This window comes from Collinsella sp. Sow4_E3, from assembly GCF_052116285.1.
GTDB lineage: Bacteria > Actinomycetota > Coriobacteriia > Coriobacteriales > Coriobacteriaceae > Collinsella.
In genome coordinates this window covers 138,986-160,458 of record NZ_JBQKLJ010000004.1, presented here as the reverse complement: position 1 = coordinate 160,458, position 21,473 = coordinate 138,986, and the positions used below count along the sequence as shown (strand labels likewise).

Genomic DNA, 21,473 nt, shown 5'->3' with positions numbered 1-21,473 from the left:
GTCCTTTCCTAGAACCTGTTGTTGTGGTGATTTCAGATTCTAGGACGAAGGCCGTTCTTCGTTAAACGAGCGCTAGGGTGTCACCCTTACACCAACATTTTCGACGCGATCATATGCCCCGCTCTCAACACAGTTAAACTAACGAGTGATTGTAGCCGTTAGCGAAGCCAGCTCTCCCCTAGTCCCGATTAAACAGATCCCTCGTGTATACCTTGTCCGCACGTCAGCGAGCTCGTCGCTCCAGCGGTTGGCGACGATCACGTCGCAGCCGGCCTGCAAGGCCTCCAGGTCGTGCGTGGCCTCGGACCCGATGAATTCCGGCGCGTCCAGCGTGGGCTCGTAGACTACCACGGGCACTCCCTTGGACTTCACGCGCTTCATGACGCCCTGGATGGAGCTCGCGCGGAAATTGTCGGAATTGGACGTGATGTTGTTACAAGGAAGGTTTTTTCGGTTAAGACCGCTGGGCTACAGGGTAAGTTGTCTGCACAGTCGGCATGGCGACTTTAATGAATAGAAACTAAAATTCCTTTTAAGCCCTCTATTCAAAGCTCCTCAATGACAAACGTGGAATTTTACATGCATTTTCATGATGTCGCTATTCAGGCCTGTTCCCACTAATGCTTCGTAGAACTCCCTTTCCAAACAAAAATCCGAGATATTTATCGCATAAGTTGACGAGTGGAACAAGAATGACCATGGATGAAACAAACAACAATACGGCCATCTCGTTTGCACCAAGGGAGAGCCCTGCGACAGGAAGAACTCGGACGACAACTGCACGAAGGAGGGATATGAAGCGAAAATACACCACATACATAACGATACTCGTCCGTCCAAGCCAGACGAGGAATTTAATCTCCTCAAGAAGGCGACCGAGCACACATACCCACAATTTTCCAATCATAGCTGTAAGGAAATAAAGAGGCCAAAAGCCAAATGACCCTTCATACATTACAATTGGAGCATTCATTTGGGAGAGGGCAAATAGCACCGGGACGAGAAAGACAACAGCTGCCCACATGCCGGACTTGGCAAAGGTATTTGTCTTGAGATCTACTAGCCTCCACACATAACCGAAACAGAAAAAGAAAAGGCTGGCGAGTACGGTCTCGGGGCGAATGGGACATAGATCGATGCCTAGAAGGTCAACGAGGGGTGCTGCAGTCATGACGAAACAGAGTGCAAGCAACCACGCCTTGACAGAGTTGCCAGCAAGCCTTGTAAGCCACCAAAACAGCAGCATGCAGATGTAGAGCACCGGAAGAAACCACACTAGAAGCGACTCGATGAGCGTAAAGACGCTCACACCTTGAGATGTGGCCGAATAGGCGAAGACGATTACGGCGAGGGTGATCTGCGGGACAAGCAAACTTCGCGCCTTCTTAAATGCCCAGGCTGCAAAGGTCCCATCCGTTATCTTTACACACATACCTGACAGGAAAAAGAACACTGGCATATGGAACGAGAGGACAAAGCGGTTTACGGGATCCTCGAGAGTCATATAGCAGTGACCCAGAACGACGAGCAGCATTGCGATGCCTCGTGCGCAGTCTATCCATCCTATACGTTCGTCTCGCCCCTGGGCTTCCGACCCCCCGCGCGTGATTATTACCGGGTTCGTTCAAGTGGTCCCCTTTCTAGCTTTTCAGATCTTTCTTAATTTGCGTAGTAGAGATCTCCGGTGTTCTGGGCAGGTAGACGACGTCACAGCCCTCCTCGGAAAGATAATCGAATTTGCCTTGCCAGTCATCACCCATAACGAACGTGTCGATGTGGTACTCGTGGACGTCGCTCCTCTTCTGCTCCCATTCTTGTTCAGGAATGACCAGATCGACATACCTCACAGCTTCGAGTAGCCTCTTTCGCTTCTCGAAGCTGAAATAGCACTTCTTCTGCTTCTCGTTCCAGTTGAATTCGTCTGTAGACAGCCCGACAACCAGATAGTCGCCAAGAGCCTTTGCACGCTGGAGAAGATTGATGTGTCCGTAATGCAGTAAATCGAACGTTCCATAGGTGATGACGCGCCTCATCGGACATCACCTCCTTCCTGCATCCATGCTTTCCCATGGACACGGGGGCTCTGTGGTGTCGGGGTGCGCCAGTCATCTCCATACATATGTGTTAGATAGCTCTCGGGATCGGCGAAGGTCTTGAAATTCCTACCCGAGAACATCACCTCGGAGTTGCCATCGAACATTCGGCGAGGATACTCTTCGCGGGGCGCCCCATAGGCACCAAATAACACGCCCACTTTATCCGAAGATTCGAAGGGGCTCCAGCGGCAGATATCTTGAATCTTTTCAGCGAGGGCCTGCTGCGAGAAGAGTCGCCTGCCGACGATCGAGGCGAGACGACGAAGGGCGTTCTTGACACCGCCTCGGTTTGCTTCGCTTGAATAGTCCCTGGCGAAGACGACGCCGGCAACCTTTACCGCGAATCGCAGGTCCGCCATACGGGCATCATAACCCTCGGGAGGTAGGCCGTCGACGGGAAAAATGTCTACGTACACGCCCATGTGATCGGGCATTGCGAGCCCATCCTCGACGAATCGAGTCTTCAAACTTACCAGTTTTGAGAAGTTCCACGGGTAACCTTCTCCAGGGCTAAGCAACTCGCACCTTGAGTCGCCGGAAAAATCGGCTACAAGCCTATCATAGTCGGGGCGAGGGACAAGGACATCGATGTCGTCATCCCATGGAATTGGCGCTCCACCCCGGACCGCTCCGAGCAGTGATCCTGCTGCAAGGAAGTAGCGCACGCCGTGCGAGTCGCACCATGAGGCAAACCGTTCTAGCAGGGCGAGCTCCTCGTCCTGGATTTCTTTCAGGGTCATTTCCTTCATTTCTTATGTTCCTTTCGCTTGGGACATATCGAGGATGCCAGTCCGTTGTAGACATTCATAAGCAGGCATTTTGAGTACGCGGGGGCGCTCGGCAGTTTAGTCAACGCAAAAAGCGTGTCGAACCAGCCCATGGTCAGCAGATACCACCATCTGCCCGGATAAACCTTGCGCGCGATGTAGCGCCGGTTGTCGATGAAATATCTAACTGCCTCGTCAGAGGGGGTGCGCCATTCGGACGAGGCAAGGTGGTGCACATAGATGTTGGGATCTAAGATGCAGAACAGTCCAGCCTTCTTGGCGCATTCACAATACCGCATAGAGAAGTCAAGGTCCTCGGCATACGCGTAGCGCTTCAATCCCTCATCGAACCAGACACCCCAAAGCTCCATGAGCGAGCGGCGCACGCAGAAGAAATAACCCATTGCCCACTCCGTCGGAACGCGTTGCGAAACCGGCATCGGGTACCGTCCACGCATGCTCGCACGCACGATATACCCGTCCTTGCGCCAAGGTTTCTTCATTCCGAGGAGTGTTCCGACAATATCTCGTGCCAACCCAGGCCTCACGGGGCTTCCATGCACTCCATTCTCGGCGATGTCGACGCCGGCCACGAGCGCAAGCCTGTTATCGTCCATCGCATCCGCAAGAACGGCGACAGAATCACCGTTCACAACGATATCATCGTCTGAGAACAGGATAATATCGTTGCTTGACACTCGCGCGCCGATATTGCGCGCGAGTGTCAAGCTCGGAATCGCACTGCACACAACATCGATGTCTACGCCGCGTTTATCCAGGATGCTTGCCGGGTTAAAGGGCTCGGAGGTCTGGTCAACAATGACGATCTGCCTTGGGAGAACTCTTCCAGCGAGGTACGACTCAATGGTGCCCTTGAGGACCTCGGGCCTGTTATAGGTCGGTATAACTACGGTAATGTCAGCGTATTCCTCAGCAACGCTCATCTCAGTTCGCCTTCTTTCCGCGGACTGCCTTCATGGCTATCCCCTTGACCATCTCAAAGTTCTCATTGTGCAGCAGGACAGACTCAAGTGCGTAAACAGCCGTACCCACGACAATTTGAATAAGCAGCATCAACGGGTAAGGAAGACCGCAAAGCGTAAGAGAGAAGACGGCGCATCCCATCAAGAGCGCCATCGCGAAATTGGGAAGGCAGGCTCTCAGCTGTTGTGCGAGACCCACGCCGACGGTTGTCTGTAAGGGCATGGCGCTAAGTACGGTACCTACAAGCTCCCCCACGAATGCAGCGCCCAAAATAGCGAAAGGCGAATCGAAGAGGATTGCCGCCGCGACGAGCAGACCCAATCCAATAAGGCGCTTGGCCATGATCACTCTGAAGTAATCTCCGCTGTGACCGATAGCATTGAGAGCCTGGAGGCCAGCGGTCTGGAACGGGAACAGCGAACTAATGGCGCAGTAGATCATGAGGAATGGGACTGCACCCATCCACTTATCGCCAAGTATGATCCAGACAAGAGGTTCGGCTGCACAGGCGAGTCCCACCATGAGGGGAAAGACAAGATACGTGCTTGCGGAGATAGTCTTGAGCAATAGCATGCGCAGTCCAGGCATATCGTCCTGTTTAAGTGCGTAGCTCGGGAACATAACGGACTGGATGGCTCCGTCCACGTTGTCGATAAGCACCAGTGGAAACATTTTACCCTTGTCGGAAAACGCGAGCGTAGCCGCCGAGAACTTCTTTCCTATGATTAGGCTTTCGAGGTTGTGGTAGAGCGTGTCTATAAGGTTGGCTCCCAGTAGCTTCACGCCAAATTTGAAGAGGCCGACGGTGCTTCTCACCGAAAAGCCGAACTTGGGAAGCCAGCGTAGGTGTAAATGGAGCAGCAGGCAGGTCAACAGCTTGTTGCCGAGCTGATACACCACAAGCGCCCAGGCGCCGTAACCCATGAGTGCGAGACCGATTCCAATGGAGCCCGCCGCCGCGACTGATGCGAGGCTGCATTTTGCTTGGGTTTTAAATTCCATTCGCTTGGAAAGGATGGAAATCTGCAGGGAGTTAAAGGCTCCGGGGAACAGCACGAGCGCAAGACCCCTGAGCAAAGATTCGAGCTGCGGCATCCCGTAGAACGCTGCGATGAACGGCGAGCAGAAGAAAAGCAGAAGATAGAGCAGCATGGCCATGCCCATGCTGTAGAAGAATACAGCAGAACGGTCGGCTTCGTCGGCATCGGTCTTCTGAATCAGGGCTGAGCTCAGCCCTGATTCGACAAACACGGTGGCTAGGTTGATGAAGATGGCGAGCATTGACACCGAGCCATATTCAGTAGGCTCAAGGATTCTGGCAATAACAATGGAAACCACCATCTGAATAACCTGCGCACCAAATCGCTCGCAGAGCTTCCAAAAAAGTGATCCAGTAATCGACTGTTCGTTCCCGCTATTCATGAGCATCAGCCAATTTTAGGGGGAGGTTGAACAACTCGCAGTAAGCCTCGGGAGTGCAGTTGTGGAACTCGTTTTCGATGGCGGTGTAGTCTGCTTCTTTGCCCATATTCCCAACAAGGAAATCCCTAACCTCGCGTGCGACCGAGACCATATCAGAGCGCCTCTCATCAACCAAAAGACTGAGGGGATAGCGCTTCAAAACGGGAAGGCATGCCTCGTCATCGATTGAATAAGTTGAAATGATGGGCTTACAACAACCCATGTATTCAAATATCTTTCCTGAAATGGCGTTTGGGTTCTTGACGCCCATGTTCAAAAGAGCATCCGCGGATGCGAGCACACCGAGGAGCTTTTCATGGGGAATGTAGGGAACAAACCTAACCCTTTTCCCATACCCAACCAGATTATCTTTCAGCTCACTCGTGTTGCTGGAAGTAATGATCCAGAGGACAACGTCTAGATCGTGTAAGGCATCGATCAGTGCTGCTGCGTACTCAACGTTTCGGCCCCAAAGATTACCGGCAAATACGATGTTGACTTGCGAGTCGTCGAACACAAGCGCAGGTTCGGAATCGGCATTCGCCACCACAGGCTGAAGATAAGGAATCCCCATAAAACAAAGTCTTCCAGTTTCTGCCGCCCGCTTAGCATAGGACTTTGTGCAAAGATGTGCCCGATGGCTCATCATGGCAACAGAGCAATCTGCGGTATCGAGAATACGCTCCTCAAGAGCGGCTCTCCTTTTGTCGACGAAAGCCATGGGAAGATACCCGGGTTTAGTTCCGCCCGAGAGCGCGTCCCAGAAGAACTGCAGGTAGCGCACCTCAGGGTGGTTTTGCTTCAGATTGAAGCCAGCCATCATTGTCTCGTAGCCATAATGCTCACAGGCGATCACGTCAAACGAGTGTTGAGCGTAAAGCCTTTCCGCTTCGCGAATGAACTTCTCTGTTCTTATGGGGTAAAAGCAGGGGTAAATGGGGATCGTGAATACCTGGTTGGCACGGAGCACAACCCTGTCGAAGACACGGACAAACCTGTCCGCAGCGGATCCCGGTCTACGAAGTGCGCCGTCCTTGAACTCGAAGTATGGTCCCACGGGAAAGCGGTGGACGTGGACCCCGCCAATCTCTTCCTCGAGCGGCTGGTTGTGGTAACGCATGCAGAGACAGTGTATTTCCACCTCGCGCGTTGTCAAAAGCCTTTGGATAATCATGTCGTCGCACAGTACGTTCGCCGAACGCGCCGAGGGGTACGACTGCATTATGAATAAAACTTTTTTCAAAGGTGTTCCCTACTTCAGATACCAGTCTTCGTCAATAACGTCGGCGATGCTTAGAGGCCCATCTTCAAAAGGCGATAAACTACCTTCGGCCAAAAGCTGCATCGAAGCCTTCAAGAGCCGCTCGGCGGCGCCCTTGGCGCTCCAAGGACCGCGGACCTTTTCCGTTCCAGCTCGGGCGATGTCTCCAAGCATGTTTAAATCGCTCAATAGAGCGGAGATCGTGTCCGCCAAATCCACCGCGCTCTCGGAGCGAAAGATCAGCCCGTCGACACCGGGCTCGATGAGGAAAGGCGCCGAGCCAATCTGATTGCTCGCGACGACGGCACAGCCGGCAGCCATGGCCTCGTTTACCGTTGCCCCCCATCCTTCCTTGCGGTTGCTAGTCGCGAGGAAGACGTCGCTGTTACGCATGAGGGCGAGCGTATCCTCAGAAGATAGCGCGCCGACAAATGTAACTCGATCGTCCACGCACAGTTTACAGGCAAGTTCCTTTAGTGAAAGCTCTTCTTCGCCGCCTCCGGCTATGGTCAGCCTGAAGGGCACGTTGCGGTCCTTGAGTTCTTTTGCCATGCGCACCTGCAGATCGACGCGCTTCCACGGGATGAGCCGCTGGGCAGAGCACAGTGCTACATCCCGTTGAAGCGGCCTACGTGCTTCCACGGGACTAGCGTCAACCTGTGGGAAATAACCCCATTTAAGGCAGCGCTCGACGGGATAGCCAAACTTGTCGAGGTCTCGCGCGGTATAACCACTTGCGCAGAGTACGTACATTGGAAAGTCGTTATACCGGGTAAACCTATCATACGTTCGATATCTCTTGGGTGGAACATAGGTCCACCAATCCCCGCGCTTGAGAATACGCTCGGAATAGCGGAAGAACGGCTTTCCGGTATTAGCGCGAGCACGGACATAGCTTTCATCGCCTACCATGTCACCAAACACTACAATATCATCGTTTACAGCATGCGCCATGGCCTTCTCTGCTTCCGCGCGCCCAAGGTACTGCTTTACGATGAACGGAAAGCAATCGTTCATACAAGCACGACCCTCAAGCCCGTCAGACTCTTGCATCGCCACAAAGCAATAATCGACATCAGGGTTGGAAGAAAGTTCATGTGCGATTGGAAGCTGGTGCGCATTGAAGAAATTCGAGAAAAATGAAATTGAAAGGCTCATTTTCGTTCACCCAACGCAGGCATACAAAAGACGAGAAAGACGTCAACCGGGGCACCTTGAAAACCTTCCGCCATCCAGCAGATAGGAATTGAGGCAAACATCGCGACAATAAATAACGAATAGTAGTGCCCCATGTTTCCCTTGTTCGAAAAGGCCATACGGATAGAAACGACAATCCAACAAGAGAAAAGAACGCAGCCCAGTGCACCATAGCCAGAGATGATCGATGGTAGGAATGCACCCCCGTTCAAGACGCCAATTCTACCCGAGAGAGCGGACAGCGCCTCAGTGGATCCAGATGCTAGGACCCAAGATGGCAAGTTCTGTGCATAGAAGAATCCTTGATTGCCATCCCCGACTCCAAATATCGGGTAGTCTTTGAAAATCTCAATATCATTGATGATAGTACTGTTCCTATAGGCAGTAGATTGATTACCGGCATCAGATATCTTGCCCAGCACCGACTGCAGGGTACGATAAAAGTCAGAGTTGGCGAAGATTTCAGGATGTGCGACCAAATAGACGAAAACAATAAGCAAGGTGATGATACAGAGACAGAGAGTTAGGATTGTCGCCCTCGACTTCTTCTTGCCAATGTTTAAGACGGCTATTCCGAGAACGACAAAGGCAACTGTGACATAGACTGTCGTCGAACCTGTCATAAAGGCTAGCACAAGGAGGGCGGCAAAAGCGGCGCCGTAACGGGCGCCGCCTCCTGAAGTCGCCCGACAGTAACAATACGGCAAGCAGAGCAGGCCGAGGGTCTTGCTCATTGCTGCAGGCTCACTGCCGATGCCGGTAAGTCGCTTCGGGCCGTAAGCCTTAAAAGCCGAGAACCATCCCCCAACGTTAATAAAATCAAATAGAGTAGAGAAACCCGGTATACCGAGGGCAGCGCCAGCCTGGATTCCGCCCACCACAAGAACTATGACGAGGAGGATATCAAAAGCCTTATCGAGGCTCGCTATACATGATTGTCCGTAAGAATATGAAACGCAGAAAACGATGACGACATCGAAGATGAGCCAGAGCAATCCTTTCGAGATTGAACTAATCGGAGTTGCACCAAATAGTTCATATCCCTGGGCAGTTAATATAAAGGCCATCAGTATCGTGGTCAAAGCACCACACAGGACAAAAGGCACGAAATTTGCGGGAATCCTTCCAAGCTTCAGATGGCCCTTCTTAGATAGTATGATTGCAAAAAGACTGGCCAAGATCAGCAAGAATCCATTGTCTCTAGCGAAGCTAGGGATAATGGGAAGGGAGAGCAGCGGTATTGTTGCCGCAGTGGACAGTAAAACCATTAGTCCAAATATGATTCGAATGTTTCGTGAACGATATTTGGGTGAACTTGCAGATGAAACGACAGGTTCATCCTCATTTAGGGTTGCAACGTTTAGCAATTATCGCTCATTTCGAGTCGGAGCAATGCATCTACGGCATCCTCGGGTTGAATAGCAACAGACGCAGGCATTTTTATGGTCTCCCTGCAACCACCCGTGTCGTAGGTCACTACTGGCGTTCCGCACGCCTCGGCCTCCAGGTTCACTGTAGGAAAGTTATCCTCCGCCGTCGGGTTGAAGAATACATCCGCAGTTGAGTAGATGCCTGCGAGTTCCTCACCTGAGTCTGTGCGGGGAATGCCCACGATTTCTTCAGGCATCATCTTTATCTGCTTTTGAGATAGTCCTACAAGCACAATGACGTATTTATTTCGATTCAACTTGCTCGCTAGCTCTAAAAAGTCTGCGAGGCCCTTGCGCTCGGTCCATGGGCTCGCGACACCCAGGATCATGAACCTGTCGCCTATTCCGTAGCGCTCGCGAAAATCGCTTTTGGTCGGCTTGAAAACGCCAGTGTCGATTGAATTATGACGAACCTCAACGGGATACTTCGAGAGGAAACTTTCCCCAACCAGGTCAGCGAGCCACCGCGAGGGCGCAACAATCTTCATCCGATTCGCCGGAACTAGGTTGAAAATACGTTTCTTCTGATTGTAGTTCCACGAGCAAGAAACACTGGCAAGCGTCTTAGGGTAGGCATTGAGTTGCGAGCACGAATTCGAATATGCACAGCAGTCTTTCCACTGTTCACATTTCGCATATGTAAAGTGCGTACAGTGGCCCGTAAAGGCCCAGCAATCATGCAGGGTCCATTCCACGTGGCAAGCGTGTTTCTCAAGCCACCCGAACAGCATCTCAATATTAACGTAGTAACCATGAATGTTATGGAGATGTACCACGTCAGGTTGAATTTCGTCCAAGCGTGCGAGCAGGCGCTTTGTGGCAGCTTTACTATGGAACCCAGCCTTGCCATCCAAGCGCGTTTGAACCCCGTCGAGGTACACATCCCAATCGCTTGCGAACCGCATCTCATGACAGTCTTCGGCATCTCTACCGCGCCCCCAAAATGCGAAGGACTCCTTGCCGGCGGCAAGGAGTTCCTTGTGCTCCTTCATCATGATATTGCCGGTTGAACCGTGAGGGAACGTGTTTATGTGGGCGTAAACCGTCACTACTGGCACTTCCTCCACACCATCTTGTCCACGACGCCGGTGTAGCTCTGGATGATCTTGACCACCTTGGTGGACACGGTCTCGTCGGCGTAGTCGGGAACGGGCGCCTCGGGAAGCGACCCCTCCGCGTCGAGCTCGACGGCGGTGTGGACCGCCTGCAGCAGTCCCCTCTCGGAGATGCCGGCGAGCGTGAAGCAGGCCTTGTCCAGGGCCTCGGGGCGCTCGGTGGAGGTGCGGATGCAGACCGCCGGGAACGGATGCCCGACGCTCGCGAAGAAGCTGGACTCCTCAGGCAGCGTGCCGGAGTCAGACACCACCGCGAAGGCGTTCATCTGCAGGCAGTTGTAGTCGTGGAAGCCCATGGGCTCGTGCATGCGAACGCGCGGGTCGAGCTCGAAGCCGGTGGCCTCCAGGCGCTTGCGGGAACGCGGATGGCAGGAGTAAAGGATCGGCATGTCGTACTTCTCCGCGAGCGCGTTGATGGCGGTGAACAGGCTCGTGAAGTTCGCCTCGGTGTCGATATTCTCCTCGCGGTGCGCCGAGAGCAACATGTAGCGCTTGGGCTCCAGGCCGAGCTCGGAGAGGATGTTCGAGGCCTCGATCTTGTCAAGGTTCGCGCGAAGGACCTCGGCCATGGGAGAACCCGTGACGTAGGTGCGCTCGGGGGCGCAGCCGGTGTCCTTGAGGTAGCGGCGTGCGTGCTCGGAGTAGGCCAGGTTGACGTCGGAGATCACGTCGACGATGCGGCGGTTAGTCTCCTCGGGCAGGCACTCGTCCTTGCAGCGGTTGCCGGCCTCCATGTGGAAGATGGGGATGTGGAGCCTCTTGGCCGCGATGGCGGACAGGCAGCTGTTGGTGTCGCCCAGGATCAGCAGCGCGTCGGGCTGCACCTGCATCATCAACTTGTAGCTCGCGGCGATGATGTTGCCCACGGTCTCGCCTAGGTCTGTTCCCACGGCGTCCAGGTAGACGTCCGGGTCGTCGAGCGACAGGTCGCGGAAGAAGATGCCGTTGAGCGTGTAGTCGTAGTTCTGGCCGGTGTGCGCCAGCAGGCAGTCGAAGTGGCGGCGGCACTTCTTGATGACCTCGGACAGGCGGATGACCTCGGGGCGGGTGCCCACGATGATCAGCAGCTTCAGGCGGCCGTCGTCCCTGAATGCGATATCGGAATAGTCCTTGCCCATGCGGCTAGACCTCCTCGTAGTAGGTGTCGGGGTTCTCGGGGTCGAAGGGCTCGTTGGCCCACATGACCGTCACGAGGTCCTCGGTGTCTGACAGGTTGGTAATGGAGTGCGTGTAGCCGGGTATCATCTCCACGGCGCGCATGTCCGAGCCCGAGACCACGTACTCGTCGACGGGGAACGGATTTCCATCGGAGTCCTCCCCCACCTTCCTCAGCTTGACGGAGGCGGTGCCGGAGACCACCAGGAACCTCTCCCACTTGCTCATGTGCCAGTGGTTTCCCTTGGTGATGCCGGGCCTGGACACGTTGATGGAGACCTGCCCGCGCTCAGGCGTGCGCAGGAACTCCGTGAACGAGCCGCGCGCGTCCGTGTTGGGCCTGAGGCCGTAGGCGAAGTTGCCCGGCTCGTAGTAGGACAGGAACGTGCTCCAGAGCTTCTTGGAGAAGGAGCCCTCGGAAAGGTCGGGCACCGAGAGCGTCTCGCGGCTGTCGCGGAAGCTGCCCAGCAGGTAGACGATCTCGCCTAGCGACTTGACGTCAGTTTCCGGGACGTAGCAGAACTCATCACCCTCTACCCTCTCGAGCCCCTCGTAACCGCAGCGGTGCTCCTCGCCCAGCAGCGCACCCAACATCTCTTCGACCAGGTCGTCGATGTAGAGGAGCTCCAGCTCCACGCTGGGGTCGTTCACGGTGTAGGGGCGGCCGTTGGCGATGGCGTCGCAGAAGGTCGCCACGGCGGAGTTGTAGCGCGGGCGGCACCACTTGCCGTAGAGGTTGGGGAAGCGGTAGATGAGCACCGGGGCACCGGTCCTCTCGGAGTACTCCCGGAACAGGCCCTCCCCCGCGAGCTTGGACTCGCCGTAGACCGAGCCCTCGAAGCGGCCCGACAGGCTCGCCTGTGCGGAGCTGGAGAGCATGACGGGGCACGTGTTCCCATGGCGCTCCAAGGTGTCCAGCAGCGTGGAGGCGAACCCGAAGTTGCCCTCCATGAACTCGGACTGGTCCTTGGGGCGGTTGACGCCGGCCAGGTTGAAAACGAAGTCGGCGCGGGAACAGTACGCATCTAGTTCCCCGGGAGTCGAATCGATGTCGTACTCCATGACCTCGAGGGGAAGGAGTGACTGGTACTTCGCGCGGCGGTCCTTGCCGTCGCGGATGTTCTTGAGCGCGCAGCAGAGGTTCCTCCCGACGAAGCCCCTGGCGCCGGTGACGAGGACGCGCACCCTACTGCACCGCCTCGTGCTCGCGGCCCTCCAGGGCCAGCTGCACGTACTCGGCGGTCTTGATCTTGGCGATGGTGCCCTCCACGTCGAGCCTCTCGGTGTTGTGGGAGGTGTAGGACTCGTCTGCCTGGGTCTCCACCTCGCCGTCCACGACGAACTTGTCGTAGTTGAGGTCGCGCGAGTCGCAGGCGACGCGGTAGTAGCCGCCCATGTCCTCGGCGCGCAGGCGCTCCTCGCGGGTCATGAGGGTCTCGAAGAGCTTCTCGCCGTGGCGGGTGCCGATGACCTGGGTGCCCACGCGGCCGAAGACCTCCTGCACGGCCTCGGCGAGGTCGCCGATCGTGGAGGCCGGCGCCTTCTGGATGAACAGGTCGCCGGGGTTGGCGTGCTCGAAGGCGAACTGCACCAGGTCGACGGCCTCGTCCAGGTTCATGAGGAAGCGGGTCATGTTGGGGTCGGTGACCGTGAGCGGCTCCCCTTTTCGGATGCGGTCGATGAACAGCGGGATCACCGAGCCGCGCGAGCACATGACGTTGCCGTAGCGGGTGCAGCAGATGGTGGTGCGGCCGGCGCCGTTGCGGGCGTTGGCGTAGATGATGGACTCCATCATGGCCTTGGACTTGCCCATAGCGTTGATGGGGTATGCGGCCTTGTCGGTGGACAGGCACACGACGCGGTCCACGCCCTCGTCGATGGCGGCGTGCAGGACGTTGTCAGTGCCGATGACGTTGGTGCGCACGGCCTCCATGGGGAAGAACTCGCAGGAGGGAACCTGCTTCAGGGCGGCTGCGTGGAAGATGTAGTCAACGCCGTGCATGGCATCGCGCACGCTCTGGGCGTTGCGGACGTCGCCGATGAAGAAGCGCACCTTGGACGCGAGCTCGGGCGACCTCTCCTGCAGGCGGTGGCGCATGTCGTCCTGCTTCTTCTCGTCGCGGGAGAAGATGCGGATCTCGGCAAGGTCGGTGTTCATGAAGTGCTTGAGCACCGTGTTGCCGAACGAGCCGGTGCCGCCCGTGATCATGAGGGTCTTGTCTTTGAATACGCTCATTAGTTGCCTTTCGATTGAAGTAAATCTTTGATGATCGCCGTGAGTCGGGCGAAGAACTTCTGCCGCGAGAAACGCTCGGAGTAGAGCATCCTTGCGTTTCGAGCCAGGTCTGTGCGACCCTCTGGGCCCATGCGCGAAAAGCGCCTCATAGCATCAGCAAGAGCTACTGGGTCCTCTGCCGGACAAGCAATTCCGCAGTTAGAGTCAGCAATGATCTTGCCGATCGTGCCGTCAACAGCGCACAGGATTGGCTTGCCTGCCGCCAAATAGGACTGGAACTTGCGGGGTATCGTGTAAACAGGGACGAGAGAGCCGCCGTCCGCGGGCCTGGAAAGGGTTAGCAGCATGGCATCGGATTCCGAATAGACCTTCGGCATGGCCTCGATTGACATTCGTCCAGAGAACTCCACATTGGTCGCTTTAAGCTCAACCGCGAGAGCTCTGCATGCATCTAGACGAGAGCCTGAACCGACAATACGAACGTGGATGGGCTCATGTACCAAAAGCGATGCTGCTCGGACAATCGTTTCGACACCTTGATTTCCACCAATATTTCCTGCAAAGGTAAAGACGGTCTTACGGACATTGGCTTCGGCTGTGTCGGCTACGCGCTCGAATGTCTCTTCTGCGAGCTGCGGTAACCAAACGGTCTTAAGATCATGAAGGTTTAACCGCTCGTCGAAGTATGTTGTAAACCCCGGAGAGGTCACCGCCACCATGTCCGCTCGTCTATAGATACTACGAGAAACTCGCCGCATAATCCTGTACGGTAGACCATCTCGACTCAAGCCGCCCGTTAGCATGTCCTCCGGCCACAAATCAAACGACCATAGAAGGCAGGGCACCCCCTGCTTCCTTGCTATGCGTAGGGCAGGAAGTGCCATAAGTACGGGTGAATACTGCATGCATATCACACAGTCGTACCGTCTATCCATTGCGGCGTGCGTCAACCATGATGCAATAGGAAACGAAAAATAATTAGCAACTCGTTTAAGTTTATTTAATCCGTTTAAGTCGGCACCTCGAGAGACAATGGGGACGCGCACTACACGTACGCCATCAACTATCTCGTCCCTGTGCTTGCCTCCACGGAACTCCTCAGGCACATTACCTTCCGGATAGTTAGGAAGCGCTGTCAGCACTGTGACGTCATGCCCCAGTCGCGCTAACCCCTCGCACACCTCGGAGACATTAAATGGCTCGGGTTTATAGTGTTGACTAACAACCAGAATCTTAAATCCTATAGCTTTATCGTTGTCTATTGTCGATCTCATTAGCGGCCTGTCTTGGATTTTCCGAACATTGCACCGAACGTGCACGTGAAGCATTTCCAGTCCATGCGGAAGCAACGGTTCCGAACGTAGTGGAGCTCGATCTCTTGACGTAAACCGCTCTCAAAGGTCGCGGCATTGCGGTCGGTTGCCTGCCACAGGCCCGTAATGCCGGGCTGAACAGAAAGCAGTTCAGCCTTCTCCTCGTCGGAGAAATGCTGATCAAGTTCATCTCTCGTAATGGGGCGCGGGCCAATGACGGAAAGGTCGCCGTTCAACACGTTAAGAAACTGCGGCATTTCGTCGATCGAGCACTTACGAATGAACTGGCCGACTTTAGTGATACGAGGGTCATCGTCGACCTTACGCTCGACTTTCCACTGATTCAGCTGCTCAGGACTCAGATACTTCTGCACGTTGCCGGCGTCGGCGACCATGCTGCGAAGCTTAAGAATCTTGATAGTCTTACCGCCCTTGCCGACGCGCTCCTGTGCGTACAGCGGGTTTCCGGGAGATTCAAGGCAAATGAACGCACAGACAATGGACACTGGAATTACCAGCACAACGCTCACACAAAGGCTAAATATAAAATCGAACAGTCGTTTTAGAAATCGATAGACCAAAGTACCGCTCGGCTTAATCTCTAAAGCAGCTGGCTTCGCTCCAACGGCTGTGGTACCGCTATATTCAGTTTTGTCTGACACTATTTCCTTCAAACCTACGTCCCCGCCCCCGGGGATCCTCCCTGTCCCGTTAAACAGTTGCCCGTAATTAGGCGATCGCCTTTTTAAGGTTTCGCATTGCGCGCTGCTCGGCCGAAAGCACGGCAAGGCCAACGCGCGTAGTTACGCGTCGGCCGCACAGGTCGAGCTCCAAATAAGCAGTGCTCTTGCGTCTGTTAATGGTTTTGATAAGGCCTTCGTGGCCCAGCAACGGACCAGCCGTCACTACGACCTGGTCGCCGTCTTTTAAGGCCTCGCTCATGGGCACAACGCGGTCTCCCTTATGCGTAAAGCCACCAATAAGCTGGACCTCTTCTTTTGCCAGCGGCACAAACTGACCGTCCTGGGATAGCACCCGGGCAAAGTCGTCCATGCGTAGCAGATACTGTTGCACGGTGCGGGGATCTGCCGTGTCGCAGATAAGATAACCGGGAAAGAGCGGCTTGGTCGTATTGACCCATTCGCCGTGTACTTTAATCTCGGTTTGAAATTGGGGATAAAAGAGCTCCTGAATGGAGCCAGCCGGCACCACGTGCTCAATGCGCTCTCGCATTACATCTTCGAGACCATTAATGACCTGGATCACGTACCACACGAGCACCACCCCCTTGCTGTCTTACGTGTGGCTCACGGGGTTTAGGTATGGCTTCGCCAGGGCGCTTGTGCGCGAAGGCGCTCCATATTCAAACCCTGAGCCCAGTTAGACAAGCGCGTGGCTCTGCCCCACCGTGAACGGTATGTATAAGTGCAGTTGCTAGAGACGCGGACGTGTATCGCAAAATGACCGCGACCCCAGCTGGCTGCGTGCGATCCAGTCAAGCGGGAACAAAACTGAATCGCACGCAAACAGCTGTAGGACTGCTGCGATGAGTCATGGAATATCGAATCGAAAGAACAGCTTGCCCGTAGACAAAAACAAAGCCTTTCGATGCGAAACGCATGACGACTATTGGAGCTCGTGGTTTTTCTGGCACCGCCGTTACGGCCGGATGCTGATCGACCCTGTGCTTTGCGGCTTGCTGGAGCCGTGAACACAGTTGAACCCATGTAACGTTATTTATCCTAGCACAGCAGGTAGCCCATACGTTTTGGGGTATGTTGAGCAACATATTGGTTATTTGCCGTGGTTATGGGAGATATTGTGTCGTCTTGCACACATTACCGCAGGTTTATGGGGGTGTGTGGGTTGGCGACCACTGCCTGAGTTGTAAAGCTGGCGGCGTGAATTGTTCAAACTATTATGTTTTGGCTAACAAACTTTGTATAAAACGGGGAGGTAATTGCGCAACTTTTTACAGGTTGATGCGAGCGTCACTTTGGTTTGTAGTGTGGACACGTATGAAAAAAGGCCTTCGGTTTTCCGAAGGCCTTTGCATTCACGATGGTGGAGACGAGGGGGATCGAACCCCTGACCTCTTGACTGCCAGTCAAGCGCTCTCCCAGCTGAGCTACGCCCCCGTGACGAGGCAGTACTATAGGGGAAGATTTCCTTTGATGCAAGGACTTTTTTGGGTTGTTGCCCTGCCTTACGGGTTTTCCTGGGACGGGGCTGAATTAGCTGGTTTTGGCTTAGCCAAAACCAGCTAATTAACCCACCGTCCCGATAAAACCCTCACGCGGCGATTGCCTGCTCGCCCACCGTCCCGATAAAACCCTCACGCGGCGATTGCCTACTCGCCCACCGTCCCGATAAAACCCTCACGCGGCGATTGCCTACTCGCCCACCGTCCCGATAAAACCCTCACGGTATAAATAACCGATCGCGATGCCTTGGTGGACTTGAATCTTGGCCGTTTTCCTTACGACATTAGAGATGCCCGTGTCGGCTAGCAGGCCGAGGGGGCTGTGGTCCAGTTCCCATTCTAGGCCGTGTTCGCTTACTACTGTCCCAGGGGCTATGGCGATGATGGAGAAGGTTTTGCCCTCGGCACCCTCGATGGTCCAGGTCTCGTCCTGGTGCAGGATTCTGGCCGTCACTTCGTCTTCTTCGATCCAGACGGGGGCGTCCGCATAGCCTGCCAGTAGCCCTAACACAGACAGGGCCATGTCCGGGCGACCGCCGGTGGCGCAGGTCGCAACCACCTCGGCACCCGGCCAGCGGCGTCGGACGGAATCGAGCGCCAGCGCCAGATCGGTATAGTCCTTGTAGGGGTCGTGGCGCTCAACCTCAAAGGCCTCGGCGGCATCGACCAACGCGCGACCGGTGTCGCTCACCGTGTCGGCATCTCCTACATACACGTCGCAGACCAGCCCCGCGCCCAGAAGCGCGTCGAGCCCGCGGTCCACGGCGACAACGTGGTCGCACTCCCCCGCTAGTCGACGCAACAGATCCGCGCTCGCCACCACCGGCGAGCCGCAAACAACTAATACTTTGCAAGCCACGGCCCTCGCCTAGCCCTCAAACGAAAGCACGCGGGCCAGATCCAGGTCCTCATAGCTGTCGATAAAGATGTCGCAGTTGTCGCGAACCTCGTCGCGCTCCATACGGCCGTGCGGGTCATAGATGCCCACGCGCTTAAAGCCTGCAGTGCCAGAGCTCTTAAGGCCAAAGACGGCGTCCTCAAACACCCAGACGCGCTCAAACTGGTGACCGCGGCGCTCTTCCAGGCGACGCAACGCCAGCTCGTACACGTCGGAGAATTGCTTGGAACGGCCCGCCTCGCCCGTCGTGGTAATAAACTCCATGTAGGAGTCGAGCCCCGCACCCGCGAGTGCGGACTGCACCAGCTCGGCCGGCGTGGACGTGGCCACGCACATAGCAATGCCGGCCGACTTCGCCTGCTCCAAAAACGCCAGGAGCCCCTCGCGCGGCGGCACCTTGGAGTAGCCATCGATCAGGATGTCGCTCAGCTCGCGATACAGCTCCTCGCCATTTTCGCCAATGCCCCACGTGTCGTGGTAGGCCTGGCACTCGTCCTCGAGCGACAAATGCTCAAACTGGGCAAAATCGTCAATCGTTACATCAATGCCGTGACGGTGCAATAACTCGGGCGACGCATAGTCCCAAACGGGGGTGCTATTTACCAGTGTGCCGTCGCAATCAAAAATAAAAGCAACATTAGAGGCGGCTGTGTGGTTCATTCGCAAACCTTTCAATGTCAAATGGTAAACAACCTGCTAAAAACGTTTTACCAAACGTAAATCTAAATATCTTGAAAACCCTAATTGGTAAAACTGTCAAGAGTTTTACCATCGCAATTCTGTCAGTGGCATAAACATGGCGCTCACCGATTAAACGCCACCGTAAATCCACTTTCGTCCATAAAAGTAACGGACTGGTGTTATTGTGGTTTTTGCCGAAAGTTCCACCGAGCACGCGAGGTGGGACGAATCATAGAGCTATCGCCGTCCCTTCGATTCGTGCAGCCTTGGACCTTTCGCATCTAGTCACCAAGGCAACACGCTGCCGCGTCATGATGGGATCAAACGTGAGCGATACAAAGCTAAAGCCAGCAACCAAAAAGCCCGCTACCCGTAAAGCCGCCCCGCACGCACCGGAGCTCACCAAGGACGATGTCTATCTGTTTGGCATTGGAATGTGGGAGCGCAGCTGGGAAAAGATGGGCGCGCATCCCGACACGCAGCAGCGCACGCGCGGCTGGCGTTTTTGCGTTTGGGCGCCCGACGTTAAGAGCGTCCACGTTATCGGTGAATTTAACAATTGGGACGAACAAGCCAACCCGCTGGTGCCCGTACACACGAGCGCTATCTGGGAAGGCTTTATTCCTGGCGCCGAGCAGGGCCAACTCTATAAATACCTCATCGAGACCAACGAGGGCGAAAAGCTCTACAAGGCCGATCCGTACGCCTTTAAGGCCGAGTGCCCTCCGGGAACGGCGAGCGTGCTGTGGACCCTCGATGGCTACCAGTGGAACGACGCCGCGTGGCTCAAGCGCCGCGCCGGCCACAACCACATGTCGCAGCCGCTCAACATCTACGAGGTGCATATTGGCTCGTGGAAGCGCCACGGAGACGAGCCACAGGGCGAGCCGGACGAGTACGGCAACTACCCCGGTCCCATGGACCCCTTCCCTGCGCAGCGCGGCGAGTTTTACACCTACGACGACCTGTCGGTGGAGCTCGTGGACTACGTGCGCGATATGGGCTACACGCATATCGAGGTCATGCCGCTTATGGAGCACCCCTTCGATGGCTCCTGGGGCTACCAGACGACCGGCTACTTTGCCGCCACGTCGCGCTACGGCAACCCGCAGCAGCTCATGCACTTTATCGATGCGTGCCACGAGGCGGGCATCGGCGTGATCATGGACTGGGTGCCCGGCGGTTTTTGCGCCGACTCCCACGGGCTTGCCACCTTTAACGGGCACATGCTGTTTGAGCACGAGATTCACCCCAACTGGGGCACGCACAAGTTTGACTTCGCCCGCGGCGAGGTCCGCTCCTTCTTGGTCTCCAACGTGCTGTACTGGATCGAGAACTTCCATGTGGACGGCATTCGCATGGACGGCGTGTCCAGCATGCTGTACCTCAACTTTGGCATTGACGATCCTGGCCAAAAGAAGTTCAACAAGTACGGTACCGAGGAGGACCTGGACGCCAGCGCGTTTATCCGTCAGGTCAACTGCGCTGTTGAGGCGCACTACCCCGACGTGATGATGATGGCCGAGGAGTCCACCGCGTGGCCGCTTGTGACCTATCCGCCGCAGGACGGCGGCCTGGGCTTCCACTACAAGTGGGACATGGGCTGGATGAACGACACCCTGCACTACATGCAGACCGATTTTCCGTGGCGCCCCGGCAATCACGGCTTGCTCACGTTCTCCATCATGTACGCCTTTACCGAGAACTTTATCTGCCCGCTGAGCCACGACGAGGTCGTGCACGGCAAGTGCTCGCTCATCGGCCGCATGCCGGGTGACTGGTGGCGCCAGTTTGCCGGCCTGCGCACGCTCGCCTTCTACCAGATGACGCACCCCGGTGCCAAGCTCAACTTTATGGGCAACGAGATCGGCCAGTTTATCGAGTGGCGCTACTACGAATCTATTCAGTGGTTCTTGACCGAGCAGTATGAGACCCATGCACACCATCAGGCGTTCATTAAGGCGCTCAACCACCTGTATACCGCCGAGCCCGCCCTGTACGAGCGCGGCTACAATGACGACGGCTTTACCTGGATCGACGCGGACAACTCCAAGCAGTCCATCGTGAGCTTTGTGCGTCAGGGCGAGGACGTCGATGACGACCTCGTGATCTTGATCAACTTTGACCCGGCGGCCTACGAGAGCTTCCGTGTGGGCGTGCCGCGTGAGGGAGACTGGGAGGTCATCTTTGACTCCGACCGTCCCGAGTTTGGCGGCAGCGGCTATGCTGGCGAGGAGCCCTACACCTGCTCGAGCGAGCCCTATCCCTGGAACGGGCAGATGGACTCCATCGAGATTAAGGTGCCCAGCCTGGCAGGCGTGGTGCTTAAGCGTCGCGGCCCCAGCAGCTATAAGCCGCCCGTGGTCGAGGAGCCCAAGAAGGCGACCCGCAAGCGTGCGTCCTCGGTAAAGCCCAAGCCAGCGGCCGCCAAGAAGGCTCCGGCCAAGGCAAAGGCTACGACGACCAAGGCCAAGGCTAAGGCCGCCGCAAAGCCCGCTGCCAAGGCTACCGCGACCAAGAAGCCGGCTGCCAAAAAGGCCGCTACCAAAGCCAAGTCTGCTTCTGTTAAGTCATCACCTAAGGATGCGTAACAAAGCCGTTACAGCTGTAATTACCCGCCCCAGCGGGGCGTAGGATACAAGTCACAACCGTTCCGGGAGAAACATCCCCGGGGGA

General features: G+C 55.8%; 18 protein-coding genes and 1 tRNA gene. 1 reads left to right on the top strand and 18 read right to left on the bottom strand.

Annotated elements, in window-relative coordinates:
• Positions 1–598: 598 nt before the first annotated feature.
• From ACTQ48_RS04595 to ACTQ48_RS04510, 18 genes are all read right to left on the bottom strand, one after another.
• The gene (locus tag ACTQ48_RS04595; RefSeq protein ID WP_441570254.1) at positions 599–1,558 is read right to left on the bottom strand and encodes an acyltransferase family protein; all 960 of its coding nucleotides are present in this window, start codon (positions 1,556–1,558) and stop codon (positions 599–601) included.
• An 82-nt stretch (positions 1,559–1,640) separates the two neighbouring features.
• The gene (tagD, locus tag ACTQ48_RS04590) at positions 1,641–2,033 is read right to left on the bottom strand and encodes a glycerol-3-phosphate cytidylyltransferase (RefSeq protein ID WP_441570251.1); all 393 of its coding nucleotides are present in this window, start codon (positions 2,031–2,033) and stop codon (positions 1,641–1,643) included.
• Positions 2,030–2,845 carry a LicD family protein gene (locus ACTQ48_RS04585; RefSeq protein ID WP_441570250.1) on the bottom strand — a complete coding sequence of 272 codons (816 nt, stop codon included), beginning with the start codon at positions 2,843–2,845 and terminating at the stop codon, positions 2,030–2,032. Before ACTQ48_RS04585 ends, tagD begins: the two co-directional genes overlap by 4 nt.
• Positions 2,842–3,807, bottom strand: a complete 966-nt coding sequence (locus ACTQ48_RS04580; protein WP_441570249.1) for a glycosyltransferase family 2 protein — start codon at positions 3,805–3,807, stop codon at positions 2,842–2,844. Before ACTQ48_RS04580 ends, ACTQ48_RS04585 begins: the two co-directional genes overlap by 4 nt.
• Position 3,808: 1 nt before the next feature.
• Positions 3,809–5,269, bottom strand: coding sequence for a lipopolysaccharide biosynthesis protein (locus ACTQ48_RS04575; RefSeq protein ID WP_441570248.1), 1,461 nt, complete (start codon positions 5,267–5,269; stop codon positions 3,809–3,811).
• The gene (locus tag ACTQ48_RS04570) at positions 5,262–6,551 is read right to left on the bottom strand and encodes a glycosyltransferase (RefSeq protein WP_441570247.1); all 1,290 of its coding nucleotides are present in this window, start codon (positions 6,549–6,551) and stop codon (positions 5,262–5,264) included. The genes ACTQ48_RS04575 and ACTQ48_RS04570 overlap by 8 nt, the downstream gene beginning before the upstream one ends.
• Positions 6,552–6,560: 9 nt before the next feature.
• On the bottom strand, positions 6,561–7,727 hold the full coding sequence (locus tag ACTQ48_RS04565) for a glycosyltransferase (RefSeq protein ID WP_441570246.1): 1,167 nt from the start codon (positions 7,725–7,727) through the stop codon (positions 6,561–6,563).
• On the bottom strand, positions 7,724–9,133 hold the full coding sequence (locus tag ACTQ48_RS04560) for an O-antigen ligase family protein (protein WP_441570245.1): 1,410 nt from the start codon (positions 9,131–9,133) through the stop codon (positions 7,724–7,726). The genes ACTQ48_RS04565 and ACTQ48_RS04560 overlap by 4 nt, the downstream gene beginning before the upstream one ends.
• Complete coding sequence (locus ACTQ48_RS04555) at positions 9,127–10,245, bottom strand: glycosyltransferase (protein WP_441570244.1); 1,119 nt, start codon at positions 10,243–10,245, stop codon at positions 9,127–9,129. Before ACTQ48_RS04555 ends, ACTQ48_RS04560 begins: the two co-directional genes overlap by 7 nt.
• The gene (gene wecB, locus ACTQ48_RS04550) at positions 10,245–11,429 is read right to left on the bottom strand and encodes a non-hydrolyzing UDP-N-acetylglucosamine 2-epimerase (protein ID WP_441570243.1); all 1,185 of its coding nucleotides are present in this window, start codon (positions 11,427–11,429) and stop codon (positions 10,245–10,247) included. The genes ACTQ48_RS04555 and wecB overlap by 1 nt, the downstream gene beginning before the upstream one ends.
• Positions 11,430–11,433: 4 nt before the next feature.
• Entirely contained in the window at positions 11,434–12,651 is a 1,218-nt protein-coding gene (locus ACTQ48_RS04545) for a polysaccharide biosynthesis C-terminal domain-containing protein (protein ID WP_441570242.1), read from the bottom strand.
• 1 nt (position 12,652) lies between these two features.
• Complete coding sequence (locus ACTQ48_RS04540) at positions 12,653–13,702, bottom strand: polysaccharide biosynthesis protein (protein ID WP_441570241.1); 1,050 nt, start codon at positions 13,700–13,702, stop codon at positions 12,653–12,655.
• Complete coding sequence (locus ACTQ48_RS04535) at positions 13,702–14,976, bottom strand: glycosyltransferase family 4 protein (RefSeq protein WP_441570240.1); 1,275 nt, start codon at positions 14,974–14,976, stop codon at positions 13,702–13,704. The genes ACTQ48_RS04540 and ACTQ48_RS04535 overlap by 1 nt, the downstream gene beginning before the upstream one ends.
• Complete coding sequence (locus tag ACTQ48_RS04530; RefSeq protein WP_441570239.1) at positions 14,976–15,677, bottom strand: sugar transferase; 702 nt, start codon at positions 15,675–15,677, stop codon at positions 14,976–14,978. The genes ACTQ48_RS04535 and ACTQ48_RS04530 overlap by 1 nt, the downstream gene beginning before the upstream one ends.
• A 67-nt stretch (positions 15,678–15,744) precedes the next feature.
• Positions 15,745–16,290, bottom strand: a complete 546-nt coding sequence (loaP, locus tag ACTQ48_RS04525) for an antiterminator LoaP (protein WP_441570238.1) — start codon at positions 16,288–16,290, stop codon at positions 15,745–15,747.
• Between the two features lie 787 nt (positions 16,291–17,077).
• Positions 17,078–17,153 (bottom strand) — tRNA-Ala (locus ACTQ48_RS04520).
• A 255-nt stretch (positions 17,154–17,408) separates the two neighbouring features.
• On the bottom strand, positions 17,409–18,077 hold the full coding sequence (locus ACTQ48_RS04515) for a thiamine diphosphokinase (RefSeq protein ID WP_441570237.1): 669 nt from the start codon (positions 18,075–18,077) through the stop codon (positions 17,409–17,411).
• Between the two features lie 9 nt (positions 18,078–18,086).
• Positions 18,087–18,776 carry an HAD family hydrolase gene (locus ACTQ48_RS04510; RefSeq protein ID WP_441570236.1) on the bottom strand — a complete coding sequence of 230 codons (690 nt, stop codon included), beginning with the start codon at positions 18,774–18,776 and terminating at the stop codon, positions 18,087–18,089.
• A 332-nt stretch (positions 18,777–19,108) separates the two neighbouring features.
• Here ACTQ48_RS04510 and glgB point away from each other — a divergent pair, with 332 nt between their 5' ends.
• Entirely contained in the window at positions 19,109–21,388 is a 2,280-nt protein-coding gene (gene glgB, locus ACTQ48_RS04505; protein ID WP_441031236.1) for a 1,4-alpha-glucan branching protein GlgB, read from the top strand.
• Positions 21,389–21,473 lie beyond the last annotated feature (85 nt).

Coding starts and splice junctions, on each gene's coding strand:
- tagD (WP_441570251.1), bottom strand. CDS start 2,033: ATGAGGCGCGTCATCACCTATGGAACGTTCGATTTACTGCATTACGGA.
- ACTQ48_RS04585 (WP_441570250.1), bottom strand. CDS start 2,845: ATGAAGGAAATGACCCTGAAAGAAATCCAGGACGAGGAGCTCGCCCTG.
- ACTQ48_RS04580 (WP_441570249.1), bottom strand. CDS start 3,807: ATGAGCGTTGCTGAGGAATACGCTGACATTACCGTAGTTATACCGACC.
- ACTQ48_RS04575 (WP_441570248.1), bottom strand. CDS start 5,269: ATGAATAGCGGGAACGAACAGTCGATTACTGGATCACTTTTTTGGAAG.
- ACTQ48_RS04565 (WP_441570246.1), bottom strand. CDS start 7,727: ATGAGCCTTTCAATTTCATTTTTCTCGAATTTCTTCAATGCGCACCAG.
- wecB (WP_441570243.1), bottom strand. CDS start 11,429: ATGGGCAAGGACTATTCCGATATCGCATTCAGGGACGACGGCCGCCTG.
- ACTQ48_RS04540 (WP_441570241.1), bottom strand. CDS start 13,702: ATGAGCGTATTCAAAGACAAGACCCTCATGATCACGGGCGGCACCGGC.
- ACTQ48_RS04535 (WP_441570240.1), bottom strand. CDS start 14,976: ATGAGATCGACAATAGACAACGATAAAGCTATAGGATTTAAGATTCTG.
- ACTQ48_RS04510 (WP_441570236.1), bottom strand. CDS start 18,776: ATGAACCACACAGCCGCCTCTAATGTTGCTTTTATTTTTGATTGCGAC.
- glgB (WP_441031236.1), top strand. CDS start 19,109: ATGATGGGATCAAACGTGAGCGATACAAAGCTAAAGCCAGCAACCAAA.